Source organism: Aminithiophilus ramosus (assembly GCF_018069705.1).
Taxonomy (GTDB): Bacteria; Synergistota; Synergistia; order Synergistales; family Aminithiophilaceae; genus Aminithiophilus; species Aminithiophilus ramosus.
The window spans coordinates 578,053-593,840 of record NZ_CP072943.1 but is presented as its reverse complement, the minus strand read 5'-3'; the positions used below and the strand labels follow the sequence as shown (position 1 = coordinate 593,840).

Below are 15,788 nucleotides of genomic sequence, written 5' to 3'. Positions count from 1 at the left end.
TCCCTATCCTATCGCGAAAGGCTCTCCTTTCCATCGGCCGCTTTACCGATGGCCTCCTATCGCTCACCGCGCCGAGCGATAGGAGGCGCCGGAAGCGCCTCGGGGAAAGTGGGCCAGGAGTCGACAGAGCCCCTTGGCCGCCTCGTCGGCAGCCAAGAGGAGGAGAGGTTCCATGAGGCGCTCCGTCGGGAACTGGCCGGCCAGGGCCGAGACGGCCCCCTCCTCGTCCGATGTCGTCTCGAACTCGACGACGGTCCCTCCCGAATCGGGACGGTAATATCCCCGGGAGAGGACAAGCCCCAGTTCCGTCGAGGCCCTGTCCAGACGGGCACGCAGATCGCCGTCGAGGAATCCCTGCCCGCCTCGGGGCGTCCGCACCCGTCGGCAGGACTCGCCGAGGAAGGCGCAGAGCCGATCCCGGCTGATCCAGTGGCCCGGCGGAAGGAGGTGGGAGAGAAGAGCCCTGTCGCCGAGGGGCTCCTTCAGATCAAGGCGGCGGGCCAGGAGCGTCCCCGACGTGAGTTTGGGCAGGGCGATGAGGGGAAGTCTCGCGGAGACGAGCTCCTCCAGGGCCTCTATCCAGGCCGGAAGGAGCTCGTCGAGGAGGCCCCTCCAGACCCGTCCCTCCTCGCTTCCCAGGACCTCCAGGGCCTGGGAGACGGCGACGAGACCGCTGCTGAAGGAGCCGTCGAGGAGGACCCAGCCCGACGAGACGCAACGTCGCGCCGTCAGGAGCTCCAGGACGGTCATGCGGGCCCTCAGGACGACCTCGGCACCGCCGTCGTGGGAGATGCGAAGCACTTCGGCCAGGGCCCGGGGCTTCTCCTCGGCGGCGACGGCCGCCACGGAGAGCAGGGCAAGCGTGTCCCCGAGACGACGCTCCCGGGCCAGTCCTCCGTCGACGCCCCAGAGGGCCCTCTCTCCCCTCCTGACGGGAAGGAAGCAGGCCGCTCCCAGGCGCCCCAGCTCGTCGAGGCGGGGCGCGAGAGCCGCCTCCTCGTCGCGTTCCTGACGGGCGAGGCGGGACTGGTCGGCCAACAGACCGGCGACGGCCTCGTCGAAGGGTAAAAGGGTCGGCTCTCTCACGGACGGATCAGGCCGTTGGCGTCGAGAAAGGCCTCGGGAGAGGCGAAGGCCGAGAGGAAGAGGGGCTGTCCCGAGAAGGCAAGGGGCGAGAGGGGGCCGAGGAGCATGTAGTTGAAGCTGCGGTAGGTATCGGAGGGAGCGCTTTGGGGGTCGGGAAAGCGCTGGTAGAGGGTCAGGGCCTCCCCGTCTCCTCCGGCCAGGTCGCGCAGCCCCGCCAGCTCGTTGCCGCCGGTGAGACCGAAACCGACGAAAAGGGCCCGAAGCTGGCCCACCACCTCGGGGTGGAGACTGGCGAGAGTCTGGCTGACGAAGAGCCAGCCCAGGCCGTACTTGCGCGTCTCTCTGGCCGCGGAGACGAGGAGATCCCGCACCTTGCCCTGAGTGCCTTCGAGGGCGCCTCGGGGGACGAAGCGATGGGCCTCGTCGAGGACAACGAGGACGTTGAGCCTCTTTCCGTCCAGATAGGCCTCTTCTCCGCGGCGGCGCAGGGCCTCGAGGAGACGCCAGACGACGAGGCCCTGGATCTCCTCGTCCCAGACCATGTCGGAGGCTCCGGCGGCGAGGGAGAGCCCCCTGTCGAGGCCCTCGCGGGAGAGGTTGACGACGACGATCCGATCGCCTCGGGCCAGTTCCTCGACGAGGCGCGTCACCGAGACGGTCCCCCTGCGGCGATCGTCGAAGAGAATCGTCATGCCCCGCCAGAGGCTGCGGAGCTGTTCTCTCTGCGAGGGATCGCTCCAGTGGTCGCGGGCTTTGCGGAGGTGGCGCTCCACCGATTCGTCCGTCATGTAGACCCGTTTGACGAAGCCTTCGTCGCCGACGATTTCGCCGACGGCGGCGAAGGCCTCGTCGCCGCTGAGATCGTTGAGATTCATGTGACGACGGCGCAGCTCGCAGCCGAGCTGTTCGGCGGCCAGATCGCGCTTTTCCCCCCGGGGGTAGCCCAGCCACTGGAAGACGAGGGCCTTGCCGACGACGTCCTCGAAGAGTTCCCAACTGTCGAGGACGAGGTTGCGCAGGGGCACGGCCTGGACCTTCTTGCCGAAGCGCTCCTCGGCGACGCGCCCCCAGTCGAGGGAGAATCCCTCCTCTCCCGAAGGCCCTCCCAGGTCGCGGCTGAACTCGCCCTGGGGGTCGAAGACGAAGAGGGAGGTCCCCTTATGGCGGGCGAAGCCGATCAGGACCATTTTGGCCAGAACCGACTTGCCCGAGCCCGTGCGGCCGAAGATCCCCATGTGGTAGGTGTCTCCGGCTCCTCCGGGCCCCTTGCGGAAGTGGCGAATCCAGGTGGGGAGCAGGAGGGATCGGCCCGTCGAGCCGTAGGCCGTCCCCAGGTAGAAGAGGTCGGGACTGTTCCTGCTCAGGAGGCCGCCGAGGAAGGCATCGCTGACGAGGTAGGCGCCGCTTCCCGAGGGAGGGACGGTCCCCATGAGGGAGGGGACGACGCGCTCCTCGGGACCTCTCAGGGCGAAGACGGCGCTCATCGAGAGCTCGGCCCTGTAGAGATCCTGGGAGGCCGAGGGAGGAAGAGAGCCGAGGGAGGAGACGACGGCCCGGGCCGTGGCCCCCTCGAAGAGGTCGTTTTCCATGGTCACGCCCTTGACCTGCCCCACGGCAAAGGTCCGTTCCCCGTCCTGAAGGAAGGGGACGACGACCCAGCGCCCCAGAAGGGCCAGGCTGCGGGAGGCGGCCAGGACGTCGACGACGAGGCGTTCCGTCGTACTGGGCGAGGCGACGACGGCGAAAAGGGGGGCCTCTCCGTCGAAGGGAAGGCGGGAGAGCTCTTCGACCGTCGGCTCTCCCTCGACGCCGGCCATGACGGGCTCTCCCGAGAAGGCCTCCCAATCGAGGATGTCGAAGGAATCACTCATGCGGGACCTCCTCTTCTACGAGACGTCCCCCGTCCAGGCGCCACTGGCGGGGGAAGGCCGCGGCCACATCGGGGTCATGGGTGATGACGGCCACGAAAGCCTCGCGGCCCAACGTGCCCAGAAGATCGATGATCCGCTCCAGATGGCCGTCGTCAAGCATGGACAATCCCTCGTCGATGAAAAGAAGCCGCTGGAAACCGACCTGGGCGGCGAGGCGACGAAGCATCAGGAGGGAGATGAAGGCCCTCTCTCCGCCGGAGAGGCTCGAGGCGGGACGGACGCCCTCTCCCTCGACGACTTCGATGACGCCCTTTCGGGCCCTGAGGCGCCACGTACCCTCGGGCAGGGCCTCGTTGACGGCCCCGAGGAGTCCTTCCATGAGGTGATCGCTGACGAAACGGGGAAAGCTCCTTCCCTCGGTGAGGCGGAAGAGACGGCGCGCCCCGTCGAAGGCCGGCAGGAGATCTCCCGCAAGCCTCTCCAGGAGGGCCCGTCGCTCCAGAAGCCGTCGGCATTCGGCCTGAGTCTCCTCCAGACGGGTCCTCGTCGTCCAGGCGCGCCGCAGATGCCCTTCGGCCTCGGCCACCAGGGAGGCCAGCGCCTCCGCCGAGGGAGGTTCGGAGGGGAGAGAGGCGCGGAAACGGTCGCGGCTCCCTCGGGCCGACTCGAAGGCCCTCCGGGCCGCCTCCTCCCGTGCCCGGGCCGCCTCGAGCAGGCCGGGGGAGAGGTCGCGCCGCCCCAGGGCGAGGGCCTCGCGAAGCTCGTCGGCGTTCCACTGCCGGCGGGCGCAGGTCCGGCGCCAGGCCTCGACGGTCTGAAGGAGGAGACGACGCTCCTCGTCGAGGGCCTCTTCGGCCCTTTCGGCCTGCACGTCGAGACGGGTCGCCTCGACGCTCAGAAGTTCCGTCTCGTCCCGCAGCGATTCGCCCCGTTTTCGGAGGGCCTCCTTTTCGGCGAGAAGCTCCTCCCGTCGCCGCCTGGCCTCGAAAAAGCCTTCCAGCGTCCTCTCGTCGGGGAAGCCCAGGCCTTCTTCGAGGCTCCGGCTCGTCCCGGCGAGAGCCTCGCGGCGTCGCCGACGCTCGTCCATCGCTCCGGCAAGCCGCTCTTCCTGGCGTTCCAGGCGGACCCGCTCCTCCTCGACGGACTCTACGGAACCTTCTGGCGGAGGAAGGCCCTCGGAGGGGGGGAGTTTTTTCAGCTCCTCCCGGAGACGGGCTCCTTCATGCAGAAGGCGCAGGCAGTCCTGGCGGCTCCTTCCCTGGCGGTCGAGGCGCTCCTGGAGACCGGCCCTGCGCAGAGACTGGGCGAAGGCGAGGACCTGGGCGCCGCGGAAGCGCTGAGGCCGCACCACCCCGTCTCCGTCGGCCAGGGAGAGGAGCCAGGCCAGCAGAACCTGGGAGAGCTCCCCGATCAGGGAGGCCAGACGGGCCGCCTCCTGGCGATGGGACTCGACGGTCCCATCGAGACGCTCCTTCAAACGGCGCCGCAGAAGAGCGGCCTTCATCGCCTCCAGCTCGGTCCGGCGCGACCGGAGATGGAGGCGCTCGCTCTCCCCCTTTTCGAGGGAATCTTCGATACGGGAGATCTCTCGGCGGGCCTCGGCCAGGAGCCGTCCCTTCTCGGCCTTGTGGGCCAGGGCCTCGACGTCGGAAAGGAGAGACTCCTTCTCCTTCCACTCCCGGCGAAGGGCCTGAAGCAGGGCCTTTTTCTCCTCGAGGCGGATGGCGGCCTCGGCGCCTTGTCCTCGCAGCGCCTCGGCCCGGCGGCGGATGGCGGCAAGGGAGCGGGCCCTCTCTTTGAGAAGGGCCAGCCCCTCGGCGGCCTCTCCCAGGCGATCGAGACGGAGAGCCTCTTCCAGGCGCGATCGGGCGCCCCGGGCCTCGAGCTCGGCGGCGAGCAGGGCCCCGTCAAGGCGATCGAGCTCCCTCCTGGCGTCGAAAGCCCGGCGAAAGGCCTCGAGGGTCTTCTCCCGCCGGGCGATCTCCTTCCCGGCCTCTTCGAGGCCCGAGGCCAGATCGGCCTCGCCGGGGAGGAGAAAGAGACGATCGTCGAGAGCCTTCATCTCGCCGCCGAGACGCTCCTCTTCGGCCTGGGCCAGATCGAGAACGGTCCGGGCCCTCGCACGGAGCCGATCTTCGTCGTCCAGGCCCAGAACGGCCGACAGGAGAGCCCACCGTTCGGCCGGGGCCGCGTCGACAAGACGCGTCACCTGCCCCTGCGAGACGAAGACGGAGGCCAGGAAGGAGTCGCGAAGGCGCCCCAGATCAGGCTCCGCAAAGGGACGGGGTGCCAACAGACGGGTCAGCTCCGCGGCCAGAGCCTGAACCGTCGAGGCCGTCGTCTCCCACCGTCCCTCCCTGTAGCGTTCGAGGCGGGCCTCCTGGGCACGATTGGGCCGGAAACGCCGCGTCACCCGGAAAAGCCCCTCGTCAACGGAAAAGGAGAGGGAGATCTCTCCCCAGTCGGCGCCGAGACGGACGAGATGGGACTGACGAAGGGGACGGACCGGAGAGGGCTCGCCGAAAAGGGCCACGACGAGGGCATCGAGGAGGGAACTCTTTCCGGCCCCGTTGGGGCCGACGATGGCCACGAGGCCGGGATCGAAGGAAACCTGGGCCCTGTCGATGCCGAGGAAGTGCGTGACGGAGAGATCGAGGAGTCTCACGGAAGCCCCTCCGATCGTCCCTTGAGGAGATGCCAGACCTCTTCCGGATCCTTTCCGGCCAGAAGGGCCGCCCCGGCCCGGGTCAGAAGCTCCCGGGTCGGAAGGTCCGCCTCCTCCGTCTCGACGAAGCGACGCCAGAGAGCGTCGACATCGAACTCCAGCGGCGGAGACTGGCCCTCCTCTCTGACGACGGTCTGGAGTCGGAGCTGGACGATCCGCTCTCCTCCCCGAAGGGCACGGAAACGCTCCAGCAGGAGGGCCCTCGAAAGAGAGCTCCTTTCGAGGGCGACGCGCACCCAGCTCTCCTCGTGCCCCCTCAGATCCTCTTCGAGGCCCGTCCGGGCCGTCTCCTCATCGTCATAGCGCAGGGTGACCAGCTCCCGGGCATGAAGAGGCAGGGTGCGGATCACTCCGTCGTCGACGTCGAAAAGGCCCACCTCGCCCCCTTCCTGTGAGAAATCGACACGGTAGGGGGAGCCGGTGTAGAAGGCACGGCTCCCCTCGGCGACGGCCCCGTGGCGATGGATGTGGCCGCAGAAAAGGGCATCGAAAGGGCCCCCCTCGACGAGGGAGAGGGGCAGAGTCACCTCTCTCAGGCCGGGCACCGTCCCTTCCACGGCCATATGGGCCAGGAGGAAGGACCAGCAACCCCTCCCGCCGGGCGCCGCGAGGGGGACCACGATCTCCTCGAGACCGCCGGGCGGGATCTGATGGGGCCGGAGGTAGGGAAGGCAGGCGAAGCGCGCGCCGGCCACGTCGAGACCGACCGGCTCGTCGACGACGTGGAGGCGTCCCTCGCCGCTGAGAATCTCCCAGATCTTGACGCCCGACCAGTCGTGATTGCCCCGAAGGGCGATGACGTGGGGGCGACCCGGCAGATCGAGAAGACGGCGCACCGTCGAGGCGACGAGACGGACGGGACCGTCTCCGGGGTAGCGGAAACGGTCGAAGAGGTCGCCCAGGAGAGCCACCACATCGGGCCTCGTCCGCTCGGCCCGGTCCACGATCTGGTCCAGCGCCGACCGGATCTCCTCGCTCCTGTCGACGCCCCACGTCGCGGCGCCGACGTGCCAGTCGCCGCTGAGCAGAAGCCGCACGGCGCTCAGACGGTCTCGCCGAGACCGATCTCCCTCTCGACGGGCCTAAGGGCGACGAGGGTCTCTTCTATGATCCAGTCCAGGGGCTTGTCGAGCATGGCCGCCCCACGGGCGACGACATCTCTGTCGACGCCGCGGGCGAAGGCCTTGTCCTTCCACTTCTTCTTCACCGACTTGAGCTCCAGATCCTGCAGCGACCGGCTGGGGCGGACGAGGGCCACGGCCGTGACGAAACCCGTCATCTCGTCGACGGTGAAAAGGACCTTCTCCAGGTCCGTCTCGGGTCTGACACCGCTCATGTCGGCGGCATGGGCCATGACGGCCCGGCAGAGCCAGGCCGGAGCCCCTTCGGCCTCGAGCAGAGAGGCGCCCACCGTTCCGTGGGAGGCCACGTCGGATTCGGTCTGTTCCCAGTCGAGATCGTGAAGGAGACCGGCCATGGCCCAGTCGTCCCTGTCGCCGCCGTAGAGGGAGGCGAAATGGGCCATGGCGGCCTCGACGGCCAGGCCGTGGCGGATGTGGCTTTCGTCGTTGTTGTGCCTTTGCAGAAGTTCCAGGGCTTTCTCTCGCGTCAGGGTCATCGGGCAAAAAACCTCCTCGTTCAGTCAGGGCCTGGCAGAAAGCGAGCCCAGATCGGAAAGGACGGCCGGCGGGAGCTGGAGGACGGCGATGGCGGCCTCGGCCCTCAGTCTGCGGGCCAGCTCGTCGGGATAGGGGTGGATGTAGACGATCTTGTCGACGGCGGCGTTGATGAGAGCCTTGGTGCAGAAGACGCAGGGCTCGTGGGTGCAGTAGAGCGTCGCCCCCGCCGTGGCGACGCCGACGGCGGCGGCCTGGGCGATGGCGTTGATCTCGGCGTGGGAGCCGCGGCAGATCTCGTGGCGCTCTCCCGAGGGGATGGCCAGGCTCTCCCTGAGGCAACCCACTTCGTCGCAGTGAGGCGTTCGCCGGGGGGCGCCGTTGTAGCCCGTGCTCAGGATCTGTCTCTCCCGGACGAGGACGGCGCCGACGTGACGGCGCAGACAGGTGCTCCGGGTGGCCACGACGGCGGCGATGGTGAGGAAATAGCTGTCCCAATCGGGCCTGGAGGTCATGACGGCCACCATCTCCCTTCAAGACTGATAAAATGGGTGAGCCTCCAGTCGGAGAGGAGCCCTGACCCGCAGGCTCTTCAAGGCAAACTCCGTCGGATCCACGGATGAGAGGCAACGGTCTCCGCCTTCCAGACGCCTCCGGGCCGGACCGATGAGGCTTCCATCCTGTTTCCGCCTGTGGATCGGAGAGGAGTGAAAGGGCTTGACACGGGAAAATTTCTGGACGGAAGAGGGTCTCTCCGTCGACGCCTTCTACCGCCTCTGCGATGCCCGCCTTCTGGCCTGTTACCGGGCCATGGAGGCCCTCTTCCTGGAGACGCCGGGACTCGACGGGAATCTGCCCCTTCTGCGGAGGGGACTGGCCCTCCGCTGCTACTGCGAGGCCGCCTGTCTCGACTGCCAGCCTCTTCTTCCCCTTCTCGACATCGCCTGCCGACGTGGCCCGACGCCTCTGACACTCCACTGCCACAAGAAGTGGGCCCGCCACCTGGCCCGTCTGAGTCCCGACAGGACCTTCCCGACGTTGCCGACGCTCCTCGTCGTCGACGAGACGGGCAAGCCCCTCCGCTCCCTCTTCGGAAGGCCGGGGGGGCTCGACGTGGTGACCTGGAGGACGGGCAGGGGCTGGCGGGAGCTCTTCGACTTCCTCCGGTCGGCCTCCCCCCAGACCTTATGACATGAGGGGGGGAAGGAGAGTTCCGGCGCGGGGCCGACGATGCGCCGCGTCTCGTCGAGTTCGAAGTCGAAAAGGGTCTGGGCGATGCGCAGGTCCGTCACGTCATCGGTGTCGTAGGCGATGGCGAAGCGACGGTAGCCGAAGCGCTCGGCGAAATAGGCCACGTTCGACGTCCCCTCGCAGGCCTTCTCCAGGGCCTCGCCGAAAAGGGCGAAGAAGGTCTCCTCGTCGAAAAGGGGATTCTCGCTGGCCAGAGCGATGACCTTGCTCTCGTCGACGAGGATGGACCGATCCCAGAAACCGCAGAGGGTCAACCCCGCCCGAAGCCCCCTCGAGGCCTCGGCGACGAGATGGGCCAAGGCCTCCATGGCCTTGGAGTAGCCGAAGACCATGAGGAACCCCAGGTCGACTCCGGCCCGCTCCGGGTCGAGAAGGCTGCCCCGCATGAGGGGACCGATCTGGCCGCTCTTGAGACTCCGCAGACAGAGAAACTCGCTGTCGAGCTGAAAGGCCCTCGTGGCGATGCGGTGAAGGATCTCGCTGTGAAGGGCATTGACGGAGACGGGAAAGAAATCGACTCCGTAGGGCGCCCAGGAATCCATGTCGATGTCGACATGACGGTCCCAGTAGGGGAGGAACGTCACCGACTTTCAACCGTCCTGGAGCCGGCCAGGAGGAGACAGACTTCGTCGACGAGGGAGGCGATCTCGGGCTTGGTGATCTGAAGATCGGCCCCGACGCTGGCAGCCTTGCGACGGATGTCCTCGGCCATGATGGACGAGTAGACGATGATCTTCATGGGGGCGAAGCGCTCGTCCTCCCGAAGACGGCGGGTCAGAGTGAGGCCGTCCATCTTGGGCATCTCGATGTCGGTGATGAGAAGGTCGAAGTGCTCGTCGGGCTCGATGAGCCGGTCCCAGGCCGCCTTGCCGTGACTGACGAGCTCGACGTTGTGGAAGCCGCCGGCATCGAGAGCGTCCTGAATGAGCCTGCGGATCAGCGGCGAATCCTCGGCGACGAGGATCTTGTAGGAGCCCGGATCGCCCAGAGAAGAGGGGACGGCCTGCCGCTTCCTCTTGGGATCGAGGTGGTAGGCCTCGGCGATCTTGGGGTTGACGACCTGGACGATGCGCTCGTAGTCGAGGAGGAGGATGTTGCGCCCCTCGCGTTTGATGACGTAGAGGGCGTCGTCGCCCAGGAAGGTCCCCGAAAGGGTCGAGTCGAGCTCCTCGGAGCTGATGCGGTAGATCCTCTCGACGCCGTCGACGACGAAGCCCAGCTTCATCTTGTTGAACTCGGCGACGATGACCTTGTCCAGCTCCCGATCCCTATCGGAAGCGATGGCCAGATAGTTCCTCAAATCGATAAGGGGAATCACCTCGCCTCGGACCGTCGTGATCCCCAGCATGGCCGGGTGACTCTGCGGAACGGGACGGACACCGGTCCAACGAAGAATCTCCCGCGTCTTGTCGACGTTGATGGCGAAGGCCTGTTCGCCCAGCAGAAAAACGACGACCTGCCACTCGTTCGTTCCCACTTCGGTGAGAATCTTATCGTCTTTCATCCCGATCCCTCCAAATCAGAGTCCTGTTTTGGCTTCTCCCCAACTATAGGGCAAAGCGGGGTGAGTCTCAACGTGTTTCAGCGCCGCCACGTCTCGGGGAAAAAAAGAAGGAGGACGGTAAAGAGTTCCAGCCGTCCCAAAAGCATGCAAAAGGAAAGAACCCACTTCCCCGCCGAGGGGACGAATGCGTAGTTGTGCGAGGGGCCGACGCCGCCCAGCCCGGGCCCGATGTTTCCCAACGTGGCCGCCACGGAGGAAAGGGCCGTCGTCACGTCGAGCCCCAGCCCGGCCATGACGAGGGAGAAGAGGGCGAAAAGCCCCAGATAGGCGATGACGAAGGCCGAAACGGCGGCGACGACGTCGCGGTTCACGACGGACCCGCCGACGCGCAGGGGGACGACGGCCTGGGGGTGAAGGAGACGGCGACACTCGCCGTAAACCTGGCGAAGGACGATCATGATGCGGACGTTCTTCATCCCCCCTCCCGTCGACCCTCCGCAACCGCCGACGAACATGAGGAAAAAGAGAGCGACCTGGGCGTAGACGGGCCAGAGCTCGTAGTCGGCCGTGACGAAGCCCGTCGTCGTGACGATGCTGACGACCTGAAAGGAGGCGTAGCGGAGAGCCTCGACCGGCGAGGCGTAATTCCGGCGCCACAGGAGGAAGAGGGTGATCGTCGCCGTCGCGACCAGCGTCAGCCCCAGGTAGAAGCGGAACTCGCCGTCGCGCCACCAGGCCTTCAGATCGCCCCGGAGAAGCCGATAGTGGAGGACGAAATTGGCCCCTGCCAAAAACATGAAGAAGGTGACGACGCCGTCGATATAGGCGCTTCCGTACTGGCCGACGCTGCCGTTGAGGGTGGAGAACCCCCCCGTGGCCATGGTGGCGAAGGTGTGGGTCAGGGCCTCGAAGAGATCGAGGCCGCCCAGCATGAGAGCGATCATCTCCAGAAAGGAGAAGAGGAGATAGACGCCCCAGAGCAGGAGGGCCGTCTGCTGGACTCGCGGCGTGAGCTTCTCCTGGATGGGGCCGGGAACCTCGGCCCGGTAGAGCTCCATCCCGCCGACGCCGAGAAAGGGGAGGACGGCGAGGCTGAGGACGATGATCCCCATCCCCCCCAGCCAGTGAGTGAGCCCCCGCCAGAAGAGGATTCCCCGGGGATGGACCTCGATGTCGGTGAGGACCGAGGCACCCGTCGTGGAGAAGCCCGACATGGCCTCGAAAAAGGCGTCGGTGAAGTTCGGAACCGTCCCCGCCAGGAGAAAGGGGAGCCCGCCGACGACGGAGGCGACGATCCAGGAAAAGGTGACGACGGCGAAGGCCTCCCGTGTCCCCAGTTCCCGGACGGAGCTCCCGCCTCCGGCCATGAAGAGCCCCGCCGAGAGGAGCAGACCGGCGACGATGGAGAGGAGAAAGGGGCGACGATCGGGCGTCCCGTCGCAGAGGGCCCAGATCAGGGGCCAGATCATGGACAAAGAGACGACGGCGCCGACCAGGGCCAGGACCTTGGCGACGATGGCAAGACGCATCGTCAGTGGACTCCCAGCCCGTCCACGGCCCGCCTCAGGCGTTCCGGCGTCGAGAAGAGAAGGACCCTGTCGGCGCCCTGAAGAACCGTGTCGCCTCGGGGGACGAAGACATCGTGCCCCCTGATGACGAGGGCCATGAGCGTCCCGGGCTCCCAGCCCAGATCCATGACCCGACGCCCCCGGGCCGGGCTGTCCTCGGCCAGTTCCACCTCGAGCGTCTCGGCCCCGATCTTGTCGAAGAGGGAGAGGGCCCCCTCCACGCCGGGATAGCGGACGTAGCGGAGGATGACCGACGTGAGGGCCTCCGTGGGATCGATCATGGCGTCGACGGAGACGTAGCGGTCGAGGCTGCGGAAGGTCTTGCGGCGGACGAGGGCGACGCTCTTCTTGGCCCCCATGGCCTTGGCCAGGACGGCCAAGAGGATATTCACCTCGTCCGAGGCCGTCGTGGCGACGAACCCGTCGGCCAGATCGATTCCCTCGGAGCGGAGAAGGGCCTGATCGGCGGCGTCGCCGTGGAGAACGAGCGTCCGCTCCAGCTCCTGCGAAAGGCGCTCGCACTTCTCCCCGTCGAGCTCGATGAGGCGCACGTCGACGCCGCGGCTCTCCAGGAGCCTGGCCACCTGGAAGCCCGACTTGCCCCCTCCGGCGAGGAGAACGCGATGAAGGGAGCGGCTCTTGCGCAGCTGAAAAAGCTCCTCCAGCTGCCAGACCTGCTCCCGAAGGGCGACGACGTAGCAGATGTCGCCGGCGAGGAGCCGATCGTTCCCCGCGGGGATGAGGCCCTCCCCTCCCCGCTTGACGTAGACGATCATGGCCTTCATCCGGGGGTGCGTCGCCGTCAGGTCGCGAAGACGCATTCCGGCCAGGGAGGAGTGGTCGGCGATGGAGAAGGCGTAGATGCCCGCCCGCCCTCCGGCCAGCTCGGCCGCCTCGAGGGCGCTCGAGACGGAGAGCAGCTCTTCGATCTGACGGGCCACGGAGCGCTCCGGAGAGATCATGGCCTGGATGCCCAGGTCCCGGGCCCAGGCCTTGGTGTCGGTGAACTCCATGCTCCTGGCCCGGGAGATGACCGAGCCCACGCCGGCCCGACGGGCGATCCAGCAGGCCAAGATGTTGACCTCGTCCCTATCGGTGCAGGCGATGAGGAAATCGATCCTGTCGCGGCCCACGCCGGCCTTTTCCAGGACCTGGGGCCGGGCCCCGTTGCCGAGGACGGCCATGACGTCCAGCTCGTTTTCGATGCGGGCGATCTTCTCCTCGTCCTGTTCGACGACGACGATGTCATGTCCATCCTCGACGAGACTGGCGGCGAGGCTGGTCCCGACCTCTCCCGCCCCGATAATGACGATGCGCATGACCCGACCTCCCCGCTCTTTCTTCGGATCCGAATTCCGACTGGCTCCCATTATGGCCCGAGTGGTAGACTGAATCAATCTTGGGAGGTGAAGCCGCGATGCCGCAACGAGACAAGATCGCCCTCGTCGCCGCCGGGGGTTCGATGGGCATGATCTTCAGCGAGCGACAGGAAGGACATGCGCCGGGCCTGAGCGCCGAGGATATCGCCCGGTGGCTTCCGGAGGAGATCCGACGGGACATCCTCGTCGTCGATTGGAGCCACCAGCCGAGCAGCCATTTTTCGATCCGCATGACGACGGACCTCGTCGAGGTACTCAAGAAGCTGGTCGTCGACGGCGTCCAGGGCATCGTCGTCACCTGCGGCACCGACGTCCTCGAGGAGATGGCCTATCTGACCGATCTCCTCTGGACCTACCCTCAACCGGTCATCTTCACCGGCGCCATGCGCCCCTCGGACCTCGTCGGCTCCGACGCCATGATCAACCTGCATCAATCCCTTCTGGCCGTCCGCTGCGAGGCCGTCTGGGGCCTGGGCGTCCTCGCCTGCTTCCAGGATCAGCTCTTCGCCGCCTCGGAAATCACCGAGGAGATCCCCCACCGTCGCGATCCCTTCGCCGCTCCGGGCCTGGGCCCCGTGGGGGAGATCCGCTACGACCGCATCGTCCTCGTGCGGCGTCCCAAGCGCCCCACCTCCTTCAGCAGCGCCGTGACGCCTGCCCGGGAGGTGGAGCTCGTGACGGCCGCCCTGGGGGGCGGCGAACGCCTCATCGCCGCCCTGGCCCAGGGAGCTCCCCTCGACGGCCTTGTCCTGGCCGGATTCGGGCTGGGCAATGTCCCTCCGGCCTGGCTTCCCCACATCAAAACGCTCCTGAAAAACAACGTTCCCCTCGTCGTCACGTCGCGCTGTCCCCAGGGGACGGTCGACACCCTCTACGGCTTCGAGGGAAGCGCCCGGCGACTCCTCGAATTCGGCGTTTTCAGCGGGGGCAGCAGGCGCCCCGTCCAGGCCCGCCTGCGCCTCTCCGTCGGCCTGGGAGCGGGCCTCCAGGGCGACGATCTCCGCAAGTACCTCCTCGAAACCTAGGAGTCTGTCGGGCTTGGCCTGACGATCGTGGATCGATGCCCTTTGATGTTACCTGAAAGGAATTCCTTGTCCTCGAACCAGGCGCTCCGTCTCATAGATCAGGCCCCATCGACCTTTTTCCGGAGAAGTCCGACTGACTCCTAGGGGCTTCGAAAGAGCGTGAAGACAACGGAAGGGGCGGGATCGCACGATCCCGCCCCTTCCGTTGTCTGTGGCCAAGGGCTCCTCTTTGTCCTACAATAGAGACGAGTCCACAACAAGGAGGCGACGACCATGCGTTACGCGTTTTCGGAAGAAATGGCGGCCCTGCGGCTCTCCGACGGAGAGGAGCTCCACTCCTCCCTCTCTCTGCTCTGCGAAGAGTGCTCCATCGACTCGGCCGTCCTCGTCGGAGCCGTCGGCATGGCACGGGAGATCACCTTCGGCTGGTACACCGGCAGCGAATACCTCACGGAGACGTTTCGGGAGACCTTCGAACTCCTGGCCCTCAGCGGGAATATCAGCTACAAGGGACAGAAGCTTTATCCCCACCTCCACGGCGTCTTCGGGCGAGGCGACCACACCACGGCCGGAGGCCATCTCCTCCGCGTCGTCGTCGACCACAACATGGAGGTCTTCTTTCGCCCCCTGCGCTCCATTCTGCTGAGCCGCGATTTCGACGGCTGGTTCGAGGCTCTCGTGCCCGTCCGGAGGGAGTAGCCCCTATTGGCGGATGTCGGCCACCTCTCCCCCCGTGAGACGCTGCAGCTCGACCGGCGCGACGGGGAAGAAGGCGTGGTCCGTCCCCGCCGCGGCCCAGACCGTATCGTGGAGGAAGAGATCCTCGTCGAGAAGGGCCGGAAGTTCCTGCGGATAGCCTACGGGAGCGACGCCGCCGATGCGGAAGCCCGAGAGCCCGTAGACGACCTCCGGCGAGGCCATGCTCACTTTTCTGGCCCCCAGAAATCGCTTCACCTTGCCCGTGTGGATCCGGTTCGGCCCTCTCATGAGGGCCAGAAGGGGCTTGCCGTCGGCGACGAGGACGATGGTCTTGAGAATCTCCTCGGGATGGGCGCCGATGGCGCGAGCTGCATCGTCGACGGTAAAGATCGTGGCCTCGCTGCGGAGGACCGTTCCCGCGTAGCCCCGCTCGCGGAGGGCCTTTTCGACGCGGGCCACAGGATCGCTCCCCTCCCAGGGAGAAATGGCGTCTTGCATCATCGTTTCCGATCCCTCCAAGGTCAGTTCTCGGCGTAGAGGCTCCGGTAAAGGGCCAGATTGGCCAGGACGCGGCGGGCGTAGTCCGAGGTCTCATCGAAGCCGATCTCCTCGATCCACCGCTCCTGCGGAGCCTCTTCGTTCCCCTTGAGCCAGCGGTTGACGTTGCCCGACCCGCCGTTGTAGGCGGCGACAGCCCAGTCGAGACGGTGATGACGCCGCAACAGACGGGCCAGGTGGCCCGTCCCGAGCGTGATGTTGACGCCGACGTCGTAGAAGCGGTCCGACTCCACGCCGAGGAGCCGGGCCTCTTCTTTTGCCGTCGCCGGCATGAGCTGCATGAGCCCCATGGCGCCGACCCAGCTGGTCGCCTCGGGATCGAAAGCGCTCTCCTGGCGCATGACGGACCAGACCAGGAAGGGATCGACGCCGTAGCGCGACGCGGCCTCGCGGACCTGCTTCCCGTAGGGGCGGGGATAGAGGAGCCGGAGCAGGGGCGCGGGAAGAGGGCCCTCGCCGACCAGGAAGCGCTGAAGGCCGACGGCGACGACATAGGCGCCCCGATC

Annotated in this window: 14 protein-coding genes; 2 read left to right on the top strand and 12 right to left on the bottom strand. The window is 66.9% G+C overall.

Annotation, left to right across the window (positions count from 1 at the left end; genetic code table 11):
• Positions 1-63 precede the first annotated feature (63 nt).
• From KAR29_RS02480 to trkA, 10 genes are all read right to left on the bottom strand, one after another.
• A complete protein-coding gene (locus KAR29_RS02480; protein ID WP_274374073.1) occupies positions 64-1,086 on the bottom strand; it encodes a hypothetical protein in 1,023 nt (340 codons plus the stop codon).
• The gene (locus tag KAR29_RS02475) at positions 1,083-2,957 is read right to left on the bottom strand and encodes an ATP-binding protein (RefSeq protein WP_274374072.1); all 1,875 of its coding nucleotides are present in this window, start codon (positions 2,955-2,957) and stop codon (positions 1,083-1,085) included. Before KAR29_RS02475 ends, KAR29_RS02480 begins: the two co-directional genes overlap by 4 nt.
• The gene (locus KAR29_RS02470; protein ID WP_274374071.1) at positions 2,950-5,622 is read right to left on the bottom strand and encodes an AAA family ATPase; all 2,673 of its coding nucleotides are present in this window, start codon (positions 5,620-5,622) and stop codon (positions 2,950-2,952) included. The genes KAR29_RS02475 and KAR29_RS02470 overlap by 8 nt, the downstream gene beginning before the upstream one ends.
• Positions 5,619-6,719 carry a metallophosphoesterase family protein gene (locus tag KAR29_RS02465; RefSeq protein ID WP_274374070.1) on the bottom strand — a complete coding sequence of 367 codons (1,101 nt, stop codon included), beginning with the start codon at positions 6,717-6,719 and terminating at the stop codon, positions 5,619-5,621. Before KAR29_RS02465 ends, KAR29_RS02470 begins: the two co-directional genes overlap by 4 nt.
• Before the next feature lie 5 nt (positions 6,720-6,724).
• On the bottom strand, positions 6,725-7,300 hold the full coding sequence (locus tag KAR29_RS02460) for an HDIG domain-containing metalloprotein (RefSeq protein ID WP_274374069.1): 576 nt from the start codon (positions 7,298-7,300) through the stop codon (positions 6,725-6,727).
• A gap of 24 nt (positions 7,301-7,324) precedes the next feature.
• Positions 7,325-7,813 carry a deoxycytidylate deaminase gene (locus KAR29_RS02455; RefSeq protein ID WP_274374068.1) on the bottom strand — a complete coding sequence of 163 codons (489 nt, stop codon included), beginning with the start codon at positions 7,811-7,813 and terminating at the stop codon, positions 7,325-7,327.
• 372 nt (positions 7,814-8,185) lie between these two features.
• Positions 8,186-9,133 (bottom strand): hypothetical protein, encoded by a 948-nt coding sequence (locus tag KAR29_RS02450; protein WP_274374067.1) that lies wholly within the window; start codon positions 9,131-9,133, stop codon positions 8,186-8,188.
• Complete coding sequence (locus KAR29_RS02445) at positions 9,130-10,053, bottom strand: chemotaxis protein CheV (protein WP_274374066.1); 924 nt, start codon at positions 10,051-10,053, stop codon at positions 9,130-9,132. The genes KAR29_RS02450 and KAR29_RS02445 overlap by 4 nt, the downstream gene beginning before the upstream one ends.
• Before the next feature lie 77 nt (positions 10,054-10,130).
• Complete coding sequence (locus KAR29_RS02440) at positions 10,131-11,582, bottom strand: TrkH family potassium uptake protein (protein ID WP_274374065.1); 1,452 nt, start codon at positions 11,580-11,582, stop codon at positions 10,131-10,133.
• Between the two features lie 2 nt (positions 11,583-11,584).
• Positions 11,585-12,940 carry a Trk system potassium transporter TrkA gene (gene trkA, locus KAR29_RS02435; RefSeq protein WP_274374064.1) on the bottom strand — a complete coding sequence of 452 codons (1,356 nt, stop codon included), beginning with the start codon at positions 12,938-12,940 and terminating at the stop codon, positions 11,585-11,587.
• Positions 12,941-13,038: 98 nt separating this feature from the next.
• On the opposite strand from trkA, the gene KAR29_RS02430 reads away from it, so the two are divergent.
• Both KAR29_RS02430 and KAR29_RS02425 read left to right on the top strand, forming a co-directional pair.
• On the top strand, positions 13,039-14,025 hold the full coding sequence (locus KAR29_RS02430; protein WP_274374063.1) for an asparaginase: 987 nt from the start codon (positions 13,039-13,041) through the stop codon (positions 14,023-14,025).
• A gap of 273 nt (positions 14,026-14,298) precedes the next feature.
• Entirely contained in the window at positions 14,299-14,724 is a 426-nt protein-coding gene (locus KAR29_RS02425) for a PPC domain-containing DNA-binding protein (RefSeq protein WP_274374062.1), read from the top strand.
• Positions 14,725-14,727: 3 nt separating this feature from the next.
• Here KAR29_RS02425 and KAR29_RS02420 read toward each other — a convergent pair whose 3' ends face one another.
• Both KAR29_RS02420 and KAR29_RS14005 read right to left on the bottom strand, forming a co-directional pair.
• Positions 14,728-15,225, bottom strand: a complete 498-nt coding sequence (locus KAR29_RS02420) for a YbaK/EbsC family protein (protein WP_274374061.1) — start codon at positions 15,223-15,225, stop codon at positions 14,728-14,730.
• A gap of 20 nt (positions 15,226-15,245) precedes the next feature.
• Positions 15,246-15,716 (bottom strand): lytic transglycosylase domain-containing protein, encoded by a 471-nt coding sequence (locus tag KAR29_RS14005; protein WP_407649564.1) that lies wholly within the window; start codon positions 15,714-15,716, stop codon positions 15,246-15,248.
• Positions 15,717-15,788: the final 72 nt, after the last annotated feature.